Origin of the sequence: Microbispora sp. NPDC046973, assembly GCF_040644495.1 — a bacterium.
Taxonomy (GTDB): Bacteria; Actinomycetota; Actinomycetes; order Streptosporangiales; family Streptosporangiaceae; genus Microbispora.
In genome coordinates this window covers 1-16,791 of the sequence record NZ_JBEYWQ010000063.1, presented here as the reverse complement: position 1 = coordinate 16,791, position 16,791 = coordinate 1, and the positions used below count along the sequence as shown (strand labels likewise).

General features: G+C 72.0%; 3 protein-coding genes. All 3 read right to left on the bottom strand.

All coding sequences use genetic code 11. The features are described 5' to 3' along the window. A partial coding sequence (locus tag ABZ860_RS42415; RefSeq protein ID WP_357232391.1) for an amino acid adenylation domain-containing protein occupies window positions 1–11,522 on the bottom strand: 11,522 nt, incomplete at its 3' end. 12 nt (window positions 11,523–11,534) lie between these two features. Further along, window positions 11,535–12,563, bottom strand: a complete 1,029-nt coding sequence (locus ABZ860_RS42410; protein ID WP_357232388.1) for a MupA/Atu3671 family FMN-dependent luciferase-like monooxygenase — start codon at window positions 12,561–12,563, stop codon at window positions 11,535–11,537. Between the two features lie 13 nt (window positions 12,564–12,576). Beyond that, on the bottom strand, window positions 12,577–16,791 hold a 4,215-nt coding region (locus ABZ860_RS42405), incomplete at its 5' end, for an amino acid adenylation domain-containing protein (protein ID WP_357232385.1).

Genomic DNA, 16,791 nt, shown 5'->3' with positions numbered 1-16,791 from the left:
GCCAGCATCGTCATGAACATCGTCGCCGAGTGGCGTTGCGACAACTGCCGCAACCCGGCTGTCACCTGCGGGTCGAGGCGGAAGGTGACGGATGCCCCGGTGGTGGAGCGCACCGGGGGCCGGGGGTGGTCGGTCGGCAGTTCCAGTACGGGCGGGTCGGCCAGTTGGTTCCGCCAGTAGCCGAGCTGTTCCTCAAGGACCGGTCCGGTGAGCCAGTCGCGTTGCCAGACGGCGAAGTCGGCGTATTGCACCGCTAGTGGCGGCAGGGGGTTGGGCCGCCCGTCTCGGGAGGCTTCGTAGAGTTCCACCAGCTCGCGTAGGAAGATCTTGGCGGACCACTCGTCCGAGACCACGTGATGGACGCAGAGTGCCAGCACGTGCCGGTCATCGGCGAGCCGCAGCAGGCTGCCGCGGATCAGCGGCCCGGTGATCAGATCGAACGGCTGCGTCGCGTCCTGAGCCACCCACGCGCGGGCCACCGTACCCGGATCGTCCTCCCGCGACAGATCCACCAGCGGCAGGTCGAACGGCGCCGGCGGATCGATGACCTGCCAGGGCACGCCGTCCTGATCAGCGACCAGACGGGTGCGCAGCACCTCATGCCGCTCGATCAGGGCGTCCAGGGCCGCCCGGAGAGCGGCCACGTCCAGTTCCCCGGTCAAGGGGATAGGGGAGGGGATGACGTACTCGGCCGATCCGGGTTCGAGCTGGTCGAGGAACCACAGCCGTCGCTGCGCGAACGACAACGGCAGCGGCCGATCCCGTGGCACGGGGACGATAGGCGGCGGGGCCTCGGTGGCCTCCGCCGCGTCGATGAAAGCGGCGAGTTTGGAGATCGTCGGGTGATGGAACAGCACGGACAGGCTCACTTCGGTGGCGAACACCGTCCGGATGCGGCTGACGGCCTGCGTGGCGAGCAGAGAATGCCCGCCCAGCTCGAAGAAGTCGTCCGTCGCCCCGACCCGGTCCACGTTCAGGAGGTCGGCCCAGATCCCCGCCAGCACCTCCTCCGTCACCGTGCCGGGAGCCTGGTAGTCCTCGGAACGGGCGTCGTCCGGAGCGGGCAGCGCCGCCCTGTCGATCTTGCCGTTGCGGGTGAGGGGGAAGGCGGCCAGTTCGACGTACGTCGCGGGGATCATGTGCTCGGGGAGGCTCTCCCGTAGAAGTCTCCGCAGGTCGGTCGTGGGTGGGATCTCACCGTCGGACCCGACGAGGTACGCGACCAGACGCTGCTCGTGCACGGTGACCAGAGCGGCGGCGATGGCTGGATGCGCCGACAGCGCCTGCTCGATTTCGGCGGGTTCGATGCGGTGGCCCCGGAGCTTGATCTGGTGGTCGGTGCGGCCGAGGAAGTCCAGTTGCCCGTCGGGCCGCCGGCGCACCAGGTCGCCGGTCCGGTACAGCCGCCCGCCGTCGTCGCCGAACGGATCGGCGACGAAGCGTTCGGCGGTCAGCGCGGGCCGGTCGTGGTAACCGCGGGCGAGTCCGACGCCGGAGATGTAGAGCTCCCCGGGCACCCCGGTCGGGACGGGCTCGAGGTGCCGGTTCAACACGTACACGCGGGCGTTGGGGATCGGGACCCCGATGGGCAGCGGCCCGTCGCAGTCGGGGTCGGCCGCATTGACGGCACAGATGGTGGTCTCCGTCGGGCCGTACGCATTGACGAAGCGGCGGCCCGCCGACCAGGCGCGGGCCACGTCCGGTGGGCACGGCTCGCCTCCCGTGGCGAGCACGCGTAGGGCGGGCAGGCCGGCGGGGTCGAGTGCCCCCAGGATGCTCGGGGGGATGTGGGCGATGGTGACGTTCCGCTCCAGCAGGAGTCGTTGCAGGTCGGGCGGTGAGGTCCGGGTGGCGGCGTCGGCCACCACGATGTGCGCGCCCCCGACCAGCGCCGGGAAGATCTCACTCCCGGCGACGTCGAAGCCGTACGACACGAGTTGGAGCGTGACGTCGTCGCTCGTGACGTTCATGTCGTCGCGCTCGGCGAGGATCACGCCCAAGAGGTTGCGATGACTGACGACGACGCCCTTCGGCAGGCCGGTGGAGCCGGACGTGTAGATCAAGTACGCGGCCTGGTCAGGATGCAGGGCGACGGGCGGCGCTGTGGACGGCAGCGCGTCCAGGGCGGGGTCGTTCGGGTCGACCCGCGGGACTCCGGTCTCAAGGTCGTATGTGGTGATGAGGATGCTCGCGTGGCTGTCGGAGAGCAGGTAACCGAGCCGCTCCTCGGGGTAGTCCGGGTCCAGGGGAACGTAGGCGCCGCCCGCCTTCCACACGGCCAGCAGCGCGACGACGAAGTCCGTGCCGCGGGGCAGCAAGATCCCGACGACGGTCTCCTCCCGCACCCCGAGGGCACGCAGCCGATGGGCGAGCCGGTTGGCGCGGTCGTCGAGCGTGCCGTACGACACGGTCTGGTTCCCCATGCTCACCGCGGGGAGGCCGGGCTGCGCGGCGGCCCTCGCCGCGACCAGCTCGGAGAGCGTTCCGGCAGGAAGGCCTGAGCCGGTGTCGTTGACGGCGGCGACCCGTTCCCGGTCCTCCGCTGAGAGGACCGGCAGTTCGCCGAGCCGCCGGCCGGGGTCGTCCGCGATCGCCGTCAGTACCTCCACCAGGTGGTCGCCCAGACGTCTGATCGCTTCGTCGCCGTACCGGGAGCGGTCGAAGACCAGCCGGACGGACAGCTCGGGCTGCGGGGAGACGACGGCGATGAGGGGGGGGTCGGACTGCTCTCGGGAGAAGTTGTCGGCCAGATGCAGGCCGGAGATCTCCTGGTCCAGCCCCTCGGTCGGGTAGCTCTCGAAGACGAACAGCGACTCGAACAGCGGTTGTCCCGCGGGGATCTCACTCCACGCCTTGATCTGGACGAGCGGGGTGTGCTCGAAATCGCGCGCCTCGGCCTGCTCCTTCTGGATGCGCCGCAGCCACGGCGTCACACGTTGCGTGGGGTCCACAGTGATCCGCACCGGGACCGTGTTGATCAGCAGGCCGACCATCGACTCCACGCCGTCGACCTGGTCGCCCCGGCCGGAGGTGGTCGCCCCGAAGACGATGTCGTCCTCGCCGCTGTACCGCGACAGCAGCAGCGCCCATGCCCCCTGGACCATCGTGTTCATGGTGAGCCGATGCCGGCGGGCGAGTTCGGCGAGCGCGGCGGACGCCTCGATCGTCGGCTTCACCACCACGTCGCGCCACTCCTGCCAGCCGCCGCCGCCCGGCAGCTCGGGAGACGTGGGGGCGGTGAGCCCGTGCAGGCGGGCGCGCCAGAACGCCTCCGCCGCACCGAGGTCCTGCCCGGCCGCCCAGGCCACGTGTTCCCGGAAGGCGCGGCGCGCCGGGGCCGCCGCCGGCTCCGCACCCGTGCGGTACGCCCGGTACGCCTCCAGCAGGTCTCCCAGGACGATGGGCACGCTCCACCCGTCCAGGATCAGGTGGTGGTAGGACCACAGAAGCCGGTGCCGTCGCTCGCCCAGCCGCACGACCGTGATCCGCACCAAGGTCGGCTGGCTGAAGTCCGCGCCGAGAGCGCGGTCGACGGCCAGGAACTCGGCCATGGCCGCCTCCTGCGCGGCCGGCTCCAGGGCGGTGTGATCGATCACCTCGAGCGGTACCGGGACGGACCGCGAGACGACCGACAGCGGTGCGGGGAGGTCGTCCCAGACGACCGTGGTGCGCAGCACCGGGTGGCGCTCGAAGACCAGTTCCCAGGCACGCCGGAGCGCGTCCAGGTCGAGCGCGCCCTCCAGGAGCATTCCGTTCTGCACCCAGTAGACGCCCGAGGAGGGGGCCATCCGGGTGTGGAACAGCATGCCCTGCTGGAGCGCGGTCAAGGTATAGATGTCGTCGATGACGGTCTTGGTCGTCGCCTGCACGCGGTCGAGCGCCGCCTGGTCCAGCCCGGCCAGCGGGAAGTCCGACGGCGTGCGCCCGCCGACACCGGGGAGGAGGCAGTGGTCGATCAACTCTTCCAGGACCTCGGTGAAACGGCGCGCGACCCCCGCGACGGTCGCCTCCTCATGGATCTGGTCGGAGTACGTCCAGACGAAGGTGAGCCGCCCCTCGGCGAGGAACCCGTTGATCTCGATGAGGTGGGAACGCTCGCCGCCTGTGGAGGGGGGCGGGGCGACGGGCACGTCACTGGGCCGGAATCGGCCCCCGGCCGCGCCCTCCACCGAGGTCTGGCCGAAGTAGTTGAAACTGACCTCGGGGGAGGAGCCCGCGAGTACCCCGCCGTCCTGGAGCAGCAGGCCGTGCCCCAGCCCGTGCCGGGGAACCGCGCGCAGGTGCTCCTTGGTGTGGCGCAGCGCCGCCCCGAGGTCGGTGACCCGGCTCAGCGCCACCGGATGGAGTGAGGTGAACCACCCCACGGTGCGGGAGACGTCGGTGCCCGGGCCGATGTCCTCGCGCCCGTGACCCTCCAGGTCGACCAGCACCTCGTTTTCGCCCGTCCACTCCGTCAGCGCGGCACCGAGCGCGGTCAGGAGCGCGTCGTTCACCTGGGTGCGGAAGACGGGCGGCACGTCGTGCAGCAGTTGCGCCGTGCGCTCCGCGCTCAGCGTCACCGCCGTCCTCTTGGCCGAGTCGGAGGTGTTGGCGCCGTCGCGGTCGCGAGGCAGCGCACGCGGAACGGCCGCCTGCGCCCGCCAATGGGCGGCCTCGGCGGCGATCTCCGGCGTTTGCGCCAGTTCGGTCAGCCGCTCCGCCCAGCGCTTGAAGGACGTGGTCTTCGGCGCCAGCCGGATCATCTCACCACGCTCGGCCTGGCCGTACGCGATCTCGAGGTCCTCGATCAGGATGCCCCAGGACACGCTGTCGACGGCCAGGTGGTGGACGACGACGAGCAGCAACTGGCCCCGCTCACCCCGGTCGAACAGGACGAACCGGGCCAGCGGACCATGCTCCAGGTCGAGGCTGGACTGGACCACCCTCACCTGCTCGTCCAGGTCCTCGATGCGGCTGACCCACAGCCGCGCCTCGGCCTCGGCACCCACGTTCCGGCCCGCCCACTGGTCGCCGTAACGCACGTAACGGGCGCGTAGCGCGTCATGATGCTCGATCACCGCGGCCACGGCGGTCCGCAGTGTGTCCGAGTCGACCGGGGTGGCGGTCTCGAGCAGGACGGACTGAGTGAAGTGCTCGGGGTAGGGCAGTTCCTTGGCGAAGAACCACCGCTGGATGGGTGTGAGCGGGAACTCGCCGGTGACCACGCCCTGCTCGGCGTCGGTCAGGGAGCGGTCGGTCACTCGCGGGGCGAGCGCGGCGATGGTTTGATGCTCGAACAGTTGGGCCGGGGTGAAGTGCATGCCGAGCGCGCGGGCCCGCGCCACCGCCTGGATGCTGACGATCGAGTCGCCGCCGAGGTCGAAGAAGTTGTCCTCGACCCCCACCCGCTCGACGTTGAGCAGATCGGCCCAGATTTCCGCCAGCGAGGTCTCCACGGGCGTGGCGGGCGGCCGGTAGGTGCTGTCCGCGCCAGGCCGTGGGCCGTCCGGGGCAGGAAGGGCGGCGCGGTCGAGCTTGCCGTTCGGCGTGAGCGGAAAGGCGGTGAGCTCGGTGAACACGGCCGGGATCATGTACTCGGGCAGCGTGTGCCGCAGCCGCGCGCGAAGATCCTGGGTGGCGGGGACCCCGTCGGCGGGGTCGGAGGGGACGAGGTAGGCCAGCAGCCTTCGGCCGTCCTGGTCGGCGGTCACGAGCGCGGCGCCGACCCCGGCGATCTCGGTGAGGGCGTGTTCGACCTCGGCGGGTTCGATCCGGTGGCCGCGGAGCTTGATCTGGTGGTCGGCGCGGCCGAGGAACTCGACCTGCCCGTCGGCACGCCGGCGTGCCCGGTCGCCCGTGCGGTAGAGGCGGGAGCCGTCGCCGGCGAAGGGGTCGGCGACGAAACGCTCGGCGGTCAGCGCGGGCCGCCCCCGGTAGCCCCGAGCGATCTGGACCCCGCCGACGTACAGGTCACCCGGAACGCCCACGGGCAGCGGGTTGAGATACGCGTCCAGGACGTGGACCTGGGTGTTGGGGATGGCCGATCCGATGGGCGCGTCGTCGCCGGTGACGGTGGCGACGCTGGCGCAGACGGTGGTCTCGGTCGGGCCGTAGGCGTTGAGCAGCCGGTGGTGCGGCGACCACGCGCCGGCCAGCCCGGGGTCGAGGCGCTCGCCCGCGCTGACCAGCGTCGAGAGCCGGGGCAGGTCGGCCGGGTCCACGCCGGCGAGCAGGGACGGCGGCAAGGTGGCGACGCCGACGCCGTGCGCGCGCATCAGGGCGGCCAGCCGCTCCGGCTCCGCGCGCTGCTCCGGCGTGGCGACGACCACCCTGGCGCCCGCAGCCAGTGCGATGGCGATCTCCCAGACGGCCGCGTCGAAGCTGACGGAGGCGAACTGCAGCACGGACGAGTCCTCGTCGATGCGCAGGATCGGGCGCATGACGGTGACCAGGTTGGTCAGGCCCCGATGGGTGACCTGCACCCCCTTGGGCCGTCCGGTGGAGCCGGACGTGTAGATGAGGTACGCGGTCTGGTCCGCTGGCACGCGGATGCCGGGCGCCGTGGAAGGGCACTTCTCGATCAGGGGATCGTCCAGCCGTACCGTCGCCGCCAGGTGGCCGGCGGGGACCGTGCCGTCCTCACTGATCAGGATCTCCGCCTGGCTGTCGGCGAGCATGTACGCGAGCCGCTCGGCGGGATAGCCGGGGTCCAGCGGCAGGTAGGCGGCCCCGGCCTTCCACGCGGCCAGCATGGCGACGACCATCCCGATGCCGCGCTCCAGATGTAGGCCCACCACGGTCTCCGGGCCCGCGCCCAGGTGCAGCAGGTGGTGCGCGAGCCGGTTCGCCCGCCGGTCCAGCTCGCCGTACGTCAGAGACCGGCCGTCGTGGGCCACCGCGACCGCGTCCGGGCGGGCGGCGGCCCGCGCGGCGACGAGTTCGGCGGCAGGCACCTCGGCCACAGGCATGTCGGTCTGGTTCCACTCGGCGAGCAGGCGGCGCTCCTCGCCGGTGAGGAGGGGCAGCCCGGACAGGTGCTGCCCGGGTTCGTCCGCTAGCGCGGCCAGCAGCTCCACCAGGTGCCCGCCAAGACGTTCGACGGTGGAGCGGTCGAACAGAGCGGTGCTGTAGTTGAGGAAGCAGTGGAGGTCGGCGTCGCCCTCGGAGAAGGCGATCGTGAGGTCGAACCGGGACGACGTCAGGGGAGCGGCCAGCCGTTCGGACGCCAGCCCGTCGAAGCCGGCTCCCGCGCCGGACCTGCCGTGGCTGACCATCACCTGGAATAGCGGATGCCTGCTGCGGTCGCGCACCGGCTGGAGGTCGTCCACGAGCTGCTCGAATGGCAGGTCCTGGTGGGCGTACGCGGCCAGTGCGGTGTCGCGCACCCGGCGCAACAGGCCGGCGAAGGTGGGGTCGCCGGACAGGTCGGAGCGCAGCACGAGCGTGTTGAGGAAGAAGCCGATGAGGCCGTCGGTCTCCGCCCTGCCGCGGTTGGCGATGGGCGTGCCGACGACCACGTCGTCCTGGCCCGCGTACCGGCCGAGCAGGACGGTCACGGCGGACAGGAGGGCCATGAACGTCGTGACGCCGTTCGCCTGGGCGACCCCGCGCAGCCCTTCCAGCACCGCGCCCGGCACGCGCAGCTCGACCTGCTCGCCCGCGGAGGAGCGGACGGCGGGGCGGGGCCTGTCGGTGGGCAGGTCGAGGACGGGCGCCCCGGCCAGCTGCGCCCTCCAGTAGTCGAGCTGGCCGCGCAGGACGTCGCTGGTCAGCCAGGTGCGCTGCCAGGCCGCGTAGTCGGCGTACTGCACCTGCAGCGGCTGAAGCGGCGAGGGGCGGCCGTCCCGGAAGGCGGAGTAGAGGGTGGCCAGTTCGTCGTGGAAGATGTCGGCCGACCAGTCGTCGGACACCACGTGGTGGGTGACCAGACCGAGCAGGTGCTCGTCGGGGCCGAGGCGGAACAGCCGGGCCCGCAGCAGCGGCCCCGTCGACAAATCGAAGGGCGTGCCCGCCTCGACGCGAAACAGCTCCTCTGCGCGCGCCGACGGGCGGGCCTCGCCGGACAGGTCGGCCGTGCGCAGCGGGAACGGCGCGGGCGGGTCGACGACCTGCCGGGCGACGCCGTCGACGGCCACCAGCCGGGTCCGCAGCACCTCGTGCCGCTCCACCACCGCCTCCAGGGCTCGGCGCAGCGCCTCCACGTCGAGCGTGCCGCGCAGGAGGTAGCCGACCGCCACGTTGTACTCGGCCGAGCCCGGGTCGAGCTGGTCGAGGAACCACATCCGCTGCTGTGCGGACGACAGCGGCAGCTCTCCTCCGCGGTCCACCGGGAGGATCGGCGGGGTGAGCACGCCCGAGGTGGCGGCGTCGACCAGCACGCCCAGGTCGCGGATGGTGGGATGGTCGAACAGTGCCGCCAGCTGCAGCTCGCACTGGAACGCCTCGCGCAGCCGGGACACCACCTGGGCGGCGGCCAGGGAGTGCCCGCCCAGCTCGAAGAAGTTGCTGGTCACGCCGACCCGCGGCAGACCGAGCACCTGCGCCCACACCCCCGCGATGACCTCCTCCGTCGCGGTGGCCGGAGCGGTGTGGCAGGACGCGGGGTCGACGTGGCGGATGTCGGGCTCAAGCAGCGCGGCCCGGTCGAGCTTGCCGTTCGGCGTACGCGGGAAGGCCGCCAGCTCGGTGAACACGGCGGGGATCATGTAGTCGGGCAGGGACTCGCGCAGGAAGCGGCGCAGCTCGGCGACCGCCGGGATGCCCCGTACCTGGTCGGCGGGCACGAGGTGGGCGACGAGCCGGCGGTCCTGGCCGTCGCCGTGCACGGCCACCACGGCGCCGGCGACGGCCGGGTGCGCGGTCAGCGCGTGCTCGATCTCGCCGGGCTCGATGCGGAAGCCGCGCAGCTTGATCTGGTGGTCGGCGCGTCCGAGGAAGTCGAGCTGCCCGTCCGGCCGCCACCGGGCCCGGTCACCCGAGCGGTACAGGCGCGCCCCGGCAGCGCCGAACGGGTCGGCCACGAACCGCTCGGCCGTGAGGGCTGCCCGGCCGTGGTATCCGCGGGCCAGCCCCTCACCGCCGATGTACAGGTCGCCCGGCATGCCGACCGGCACCAGGCCAAGCTGCGCGTCCAGGACGTACAGGCGGGTGCGTGCGATCGGCCGGCCCAGTGTGATGTCGGCGCCCGGGCGGACCTCCTGCCGTGTCGACCAGATCGTGGTCTCGGTCGGGCCGTACAGGTTCCACAGCTCCGCGGTCCGCTCCAGGACGGCGGCGGCCAGCTCGTCCGGCAGCGCCTCACCGCCGCATAGCGCGCGCAGCCCCGGCGCGCCCGCCCAGCCGCTCTGCACAAGCATGTGCCAGGTGGCGGGGGTCGCCTGCAGCATCGTCGCGCCGCACCGCTCGACCAGGTCCGCCAGCGCCTCGGGCGACCGCGTGGTGTCGTGGTCGGCCACCACCACCCGGGCTCCGGACACCAGCGGCAGGAACAGCTCCAGCCCAGCGATGTCGAAGCCCGGCGTGGTGACCGCGAGCAGCACGTCGGACGCGGCCATTCCCGGCCGCTCGGCCATGGAGCCGAGGAAGTTGGCCAGGTTGCCGTGCGACACCACCACGCCCTTCGGGCGTCCGGTCGACCCCGAGGTGTAGATCACGTACGCCGCCTGACCCGGCTCGGCCGCCACGTCGGCGGACGGCCCGTCGCCGACGCCGTCGTCGAGCCAGACGGTCACGGGCACGTGCTTGCCCAGGTCCGCGGCCGCCGCGCGCTCGGTCACCAGAACGGGGGCGCCGCTGTCGGCCAGCATGTACGCGAGGCGGTCTGCCGGGAACTCGGGATCCAAGGGCACGTAGGCGCCGCCCGCCCGCCACACCGCCAGCATCGCCACGACCAGGTCGATCCCGCGGCGCAGGCACAGCCCGACCCTTGTCTCGCGGTCCACTCCGAGCTCGCGCAGCCTCCCGGCGAGCCGGCCCGCCCGCGCGTCGAGCTCGGCGTACGTCAGGGCGTCGCCGCCGGACACCACGGCGACCGCGTCCGGACGGGCGGCGGCGTGGGCCGCGATCTGCCGGTGGATCCCGGCGGTGGCCGGCGGCGCGTCGGCCTCGCCGGCGGCGTGCAGCAGCAGCCGCCGCTCGTCCGCGGTCACCATGGTGACCTGCGACAGCGGCGCCTCCGGCGTCTCGGCCACGGCGTCGAGCAGGGCCGCCATGTGCCCGGCCATCCGCTCGATCGTGGCGTGGTCGAACAGGTCCGCGGCATATTCGAAGCGGCCCGTCAGATTCTGCTCGCCCTCGATGAACATCAGCGTCAGGTCGAACTTGGCCGTCGTGTCGTCCAGTTCGAGCCCGCCGATGCTCACCTCGTCGAGGTCCAGCCCGGCCGGGTCGCTCCTGTTGTAGGAGAACACCACCTGGAACAGCGGGGTGCGCGACCGGTCGCGGGTGGGGACGAGCGCGTCCACGACGCTCTCGAACGGTACGTCCTGGTGGTCGTAGGCCGCGAGCGCCATGGTCCGCACCCGGCTCACCAGCTCGGCGAAGCCGGGGTCGCCCGACAGGTCCGCGCGGAACACGAGCATGTTGAGGAACAGCCCGACGAGGTCCTGCGTCTCCGCCCGGCCCCGGTTGGCGATCGGCGTGCCGGCCACCACGTCCTCCTGGCCGCAGTAGCGGCCCAGCAGCACGGCGTACGCGCTGAACAGCGTCATGAAGAGTGTCGCCTCGCCGGTCCGCGAGATCGCCCGCAGGCGCTCGACCGTGGCGGCCGGGACGGTGAATTCGACCGCGCCCCCGGCCGGTGTGCGGACCGGCGGTCGTGGCCGGTCCGTGGGCAGGTCCAGGTTCGGCGCCCCCGACAGGTGGTCCCGCCAGTAGGCCAGGCCGGCCGCGGCCGGCTCACCGTCCATCCAGTCCCGCTGCCAGAACGCGAAGTCGGCGTACTGCGCGGGCAGCGGGGACAGCGGCGAGGGTTTGCCCTCCCGGAAGGCGTTGTACAGCGCGGTCAGCTCACGCTTGAGGATGCCGATCGACCACTCGTCGCAGACCACGTGGTGGAGGTTGAGCGCGAGCACGTGGTCCTGCGGCGCCAGCCGGATCAGTGTGCCGCGGATCAGCGGGCCGGTGGCCAGGTCGAACGGAGCGACCGCGTCGGCCTCGACCGTCCCCACCGCAGCCGCGTACGGGTCCGGCAGGCTCGACACGTCCAGCCGGGACAGGGCGAACCCACCGGGTGGGTCGATCACCTGGTGGGCCACGCCGTCGGTGGACACCAGGCGGGTCCGCAGCACCTCGTGTCTGGCCAGCAACGCGTCCAAGGCGGAGGTCAGCGCGGCCTCGTCGAGGGGGCCGTGCAGCCGCAAAGGCATCGGCATCGCGTACTCGGTCGAGCCCGGCTCCAGCTGGTCCAGGAACCACAGACGGCGCTGCGCCGACGACAACGGCACCGGCCCGTCCGGGCGCACGGCCGGCCTGCGGACCGCGGCCGCGGCCGTCTCCCCGCGCAGTCGGCGGCGCAGCAGCTCCTGCTTGGCGTCGATAGCCATCGCAATCTCTCCTTAGGCCAGGGTGGTGAGCAGGTCGTCGAGGCTCCGCATGATCGACTCGTGGTCGAAGCCGAAGTCGATGAGGCAGGCGACTTCGTCCACGTCCCACGAGCTCACGGTCGCCAGCCGCTCGGGGAGCTCGGCGGCGGTGCAAACGAGTCCTAGCTGGCCGAACCGCGTCACGCCCTGCCGGACGACCGCGTCCCGGTCGGTCTCGCTCAGCGACCTGAGCGTCGCCGAACCGTTGGCGTCGGCCGCGTTCGCCTGGATCAGGTCCATCGACACGCCGAGATAGCGGGCGAGCTCCACGCGGGCGCGCTCGGCCGACGCCCGCAGACCGTCGAGGATGTGCGTGTGGAGCATCAGCGTCACGTGCCCGCGCCCGCCTCCGCCGCGGGCCTCCCACGCCTTGCGGTAGGCCGCGACGTTCTGGGCCAGGTCCTCCGGCCGTTGCCCGAGCAGGTGCGTCAGCACGCCCGCGCCCAGCGTCCCGGCGAGCTCGAACGTCCCCGGTGACCCGCCCGCGGTCACCCACGTCGGCAGCTCCGGCTGCACCGGCTGCGGCATCGTCCGCACCTCGAACTCGCGTCCCGCCACGTCGGCGAACGTCCGGGTCTCGCCGCGCCACAGCGCCCGGACCACGTCGATCCCCTCCGCCATGACCCGCCTGCGATCGTCCACGTCGTGCCGGGACAGCACGAAGTCGGTGCCGTGCCATCCGGAGGCGAACGAGACGCCCACCCGCCCGCCGGACAGCTGGTCCACCACCGCCCATTCCTCGGCCACCCGGGCCGGGTGGTGCAGTGGCAGCACGACGCTGCCGGCCCGGACGCCGATCCTGCGGGTGACGGCCGCGACCGCCGCGCCGACGACGGACGGGTTCGGGTAGGGGGAGCCGAACTCGGAGAAGTGTCGCTCGGGCACCCACACCGCTTCCAGCCCCGCCTCGTCCGCAAGCCGTGCGCTGTCGAGCAGCACCCGGTAGGCCGAGCCGGCCTTCTCTCTTTCGGTCGCCGCGAAATAGGACAGGCTGATCTTCATAGTTCTGGGCTCCTTATCGGCCGGTGTCCCGGGCCCGCTCGCAGCGGGCGATCTCCTCGCGAAGCCGGGCGCCGACTCGTGCGGCGCCTTCGTCGCGCACCACTGCCTCGTGCGTTCCGGGCACGTACAAGATCTCTGGCTCGTCGCGCAGCATCGACCGCCACTGCTCCAGCAGTTCGACCTGGATCTCCTGAGGGTCGTCCTGCGGCACGAACAGCACCACCCGTCCCTCGTACGGCTTGGCGCCCCGGCCGGTCAGGCCGCGCCCTCGGTGATGGAGGACGGCGACTGAGTTGGCGACCACCACCCGGGCGACGCGCAACGCCTGCTTGTCACCCGCGCGCAGGCCGTCGGCCAGGTCGCCCGGCGCCGGCCACAGCTGCAACAGCCTTTCCTCCTGAGCCGGGGTCAGGCGGGTCCCCTGGGGCGCCGCGATCGCGGTGTCGATGTGGCGCATCAGCGTCCGCAGCCGCCTGTCGTCCCTGGCCTTGTCGACGCCGCGGCGGCTGCCGTGCAGCGGCGGGCCGGCGAGGAAGACGCCGCCGACTTCCAGGCCCCGCGCCGCCGCCCGCCGAGCCATCTCGATGGCGACGTACCCGCCCATGGACCAGGCGGCGAACAGGTAGGGACCTTGCTCCTGCACGGCCACGACCTCGTCGAGGTACGCCTCGGCCATCTCGCCGACGCTCTCCAGCGGTGTCCTCTCGCCGTCCAGGCCGCGCGCCTGCAGGCCGTAGAACTGCTGTCCCGCGGTGAGATGCCGAGCAAGACCGGCGAGGTCGCCGGCCGCGCCGGTGACGGAGTGGACGCCGAAGATCGCCGGTGTCCGCGTCCCCCAGCGGATCCTGACCATGAATTCGCGCTCCGGCATCGCCTCGGGCGACACCGTCGTCAGCCGTGTCAGTTCTGCGATCGTCGGGTGGTCGAACAGGTCGCCGAGCCCGATGTCGTACCCCGTCGCCCGCATGCGGCTGACGGCCTTGACGGCGAGCAGGGAGTGCCCGCCCAGCGTGAAGAAGTCGTCGCGGACACCGACCCGGTCGAGGCCGAGCACGTCGGCCCAGATGCCCGCGAGGGACTCCTCCGCCTCGGTGGACGGCGCCTGGTAGGCGTCGGCGAGGTCGGGGCGGCCGTCGTCGGGCGCGGGCAGGGCGGTCCGGTCGACCTTGCCGTTCGCGGTCCTGGGGAACGCGTTCAGCTCGACGAACGCCGACGGGACCATGTGGTCGGGCAGACTCGCCCGCAGGTGGTCGCGCAGTTCGCTCACCGTGGGAAGCTCCCCGGCGGGGACGAGATAGGCGACCAGGCGCTGCTCGTGGAGCGTGACCAGAGCGGCGCCGACTCCGGCGATGTCGGTGAGGGCCTGTTCGATTTCGGCGGGTTCGATTCGGTGGCCGCGGAGCTTGATCTGGTGGTCTGCCCGGCCCAGGAACTCGATCTGCCCGTCGGGCCGCCGCCGGGCGCGGTCGCCCGTCCGGTAGAACCGTTCGCCGTCCTGTCCGAAGGGATTGGCGACAAAGCGCTCGGCGGTCATCGCGAAGCGGCCGCGGTAGCCGCGGGCCAGCCCCGGTCCGGCGATGTAGAGGTCGCCCGGCACCCCGTCCGGCACGGGGGCGAGGTGGGCGTCCAGCACGTACGCGGCGGTGTTCGGCAGCGGGGTGCCGATGGGCACGGCCTGGCCGGGGGAGGCCGGGGATGGGGCGGTGGTGAGGTCCGCCGTGATCGTCCCGATCGTGGTCTCGGTGGGGCCGTAGTGGTTGACCAGGCGCTGGGTGGTCAGGTGGGCGCGCAGGTGGGCGAGCTGTGCCGGGGTGGTGGCCTCGCCACCGAGAATCAGCGTCCGCTCGGGGAGGAGCCGATCGGCGGCGACGGAGTGGGTGAGGGCCGCGAGGTGCGAAGGGACGATCTTGAGGTAGTCGATGTGGTGGTCGGCCAGGTAGGCGGCCACCCGGTCGCCGTCGGTGGCGACGGCCGGGTCGGGAAGGTGCAGGGTGCCGCCCGTGGTCAGGCAGGTGTAGATGATCGTGTTGCCGAAGTCGGTGACCGCGGGTTGCAGCAGGGCGTACCTGGCGCCGGGATCCCCGAGGTGGATCCGCGACGGCGCGACCTCCAGATAGTTGACGAGGTTGCGGTGTGTCACGGTGACGCCCTTCGGGCGCCCGGTTGAGCCGCTGGTGTAGATGAGATAGGCCCCCTGCTCCGGGTTGACGGCCACCTCGGGAGCCGTGTCCGGCCGGGCGGCGAGCCCGGCCTGTGTCGCGGGGTCGTCGAGCACGAGGACGGGGACGCGCCCGCCGCCCAGTCCGCCGAGGGCGCCCACAGTGACGAGAACGGCCGCGCCGCTGTCCGCGAGCAGGTAGGCCAGCCGTTCCGCTGGATGAGCGGGGTCGAGGGGTAGGTAGACCGCCCCGGCCTTCCAGATCCCGAGGACGGCGGTGACGACGTCGGCCCCCGGTGGCAGGCACAGACCGATGACGGTCTCCGGGCCGGCGCCCATCGCCCGCAGATGATGGGCGAGCCGGTTGGCACGCGCGTCGAGATCCGCGTACGTCAGGGTGGCGCCACCGTCGACGACCGCGGCCGCGCCGGGCTGGGCCGCCGCCCGTGCGGCGATCAGCTCGTGGACGCCGCTGGCGGGAAGCGGGCCGGTGGCGGGGCCGCTGCTCTGGTCGAGGATCCGCTCGTGCTCGTCCAGGGTGAGGATCGGCAGGGCCGACAGGGACCGGCCGGACTCGTCGGAGACCGCGCCGAGCAGGCACGTGAGGTGACCGATCAGCCGCTCGACGGTCGGCCGGTCGAACAGGGCGGTGCTGTATTCCACCACCCCGCTCAGCGCGTCGCCGTTCTCGATAAAGATCAGTCGCAGGTCGAACCTGGCGACGATCCCGTCCTGGTGCCGCAGCTCCTCGCCGGCCTGGGCGCGCGTGCCGTCAGTACGCGGATCTTCCGTGGTGTAGCTGAAGAGCGTCTGGAAGAGCGGGGTGCGGGAGCGGTCGCGGGTGATCCCGAGCTCGTCGACGAGTTGTTCGAAGGGCAGGTCTTGGTGGGTGTAGGCGTCCAGGGCGGTGGCGCGTACCCGGGCCAGCAACTCGGTGAAGGTGGGGTCGCCGGAAAGGTCGGCCCGTAGGGCGAGGGTGTTGACGAAGAAGCCGATGAGGGCCTCGGTCTGACCGTGGTTGCGGTTGGCCACCCGAGTTCCGACAAGCACATCGTCCTGGCCGGTGTACTTGTTCAGCAGGACGGTGTAGGCGGTCGCCAGCGTCATGAACATCGTGGCCGACTGCTTTCGGGACAGTTCCCGGAGCCGGGCCGTGATCTCAGGGTTGAGCTGAAAGCTGATGGCCGCTCCGGTGGTGGAGCGTACGGGGGGCCGGGGGCGGTCGGTGGGGAGCTCCAGGACCGGGGGGTCGGCCAGTTGGTTCCGCCAGTAGCCGAGCTGTTCGTCCAGGACTGGTCCGGTGAGCCAGTCGTGCTGCCAGACGGCGAAGTCGGCGTATTGGATGGGCAGTTCCGGCAAGGGGTTGGGCCGGTCGTCGCGGTATGCCTCGTAAAGCGTGGTCAGTTCCTGGAAGAAGATCTTGGCTGACCATTCGTCGGACACGATGTGGTGCATGCACAGGGCGAGGACGTGCTCGTCGTCGGTTAGGCGCAGCAGGGTGGCGCGGATCAGCGGCCCGGTGGCCAGATCGAACGGTGTGGCGGCGTCGGCGGCGATCCAGGCGCGGGCCGCCTCCTGTGGGTGGTCATGGCCCGTCACGTCCACCACGGGCAGGTCGAACCGGGTGGGCGGGTCGATGACCTGCCAGGGAACGCCGTCGTCGTCGGCGATCAGGCGGGTGCGCAGCACCTCGTGTCGTTCGAGCAGGGTGTCGAGCGCCGCGCGGAGGGCGGGGACGTCCAGTCGCTCGGGCAGGTGGATCGGGGTGGAGATGTTGTATTCGCTCGATCCGGGGTGGAGTTGGTCGAGGAACCACAGGCGTTGCTGGGCGAACGACAGCGGCAGTTTCCGTTCGCGTGAGACCGGCACGATCGGCGGCGGAGCCTCGCTCGCCGTGCCGGTGTCGATGACGGCGGCCAGTTCACCGACGGTGGGGTGGTCGAACAGGGCGGCGACGCCGGTGTCGGTGGTGAATGCGGCGCGGATGCGGGTGATGGCTTGGGTGGCGAGGAGGGAGTGGCCGCCGAGGTCGAAGAAGTTGTCGGTGACGCCGACGTGGTCGAGGTTGAG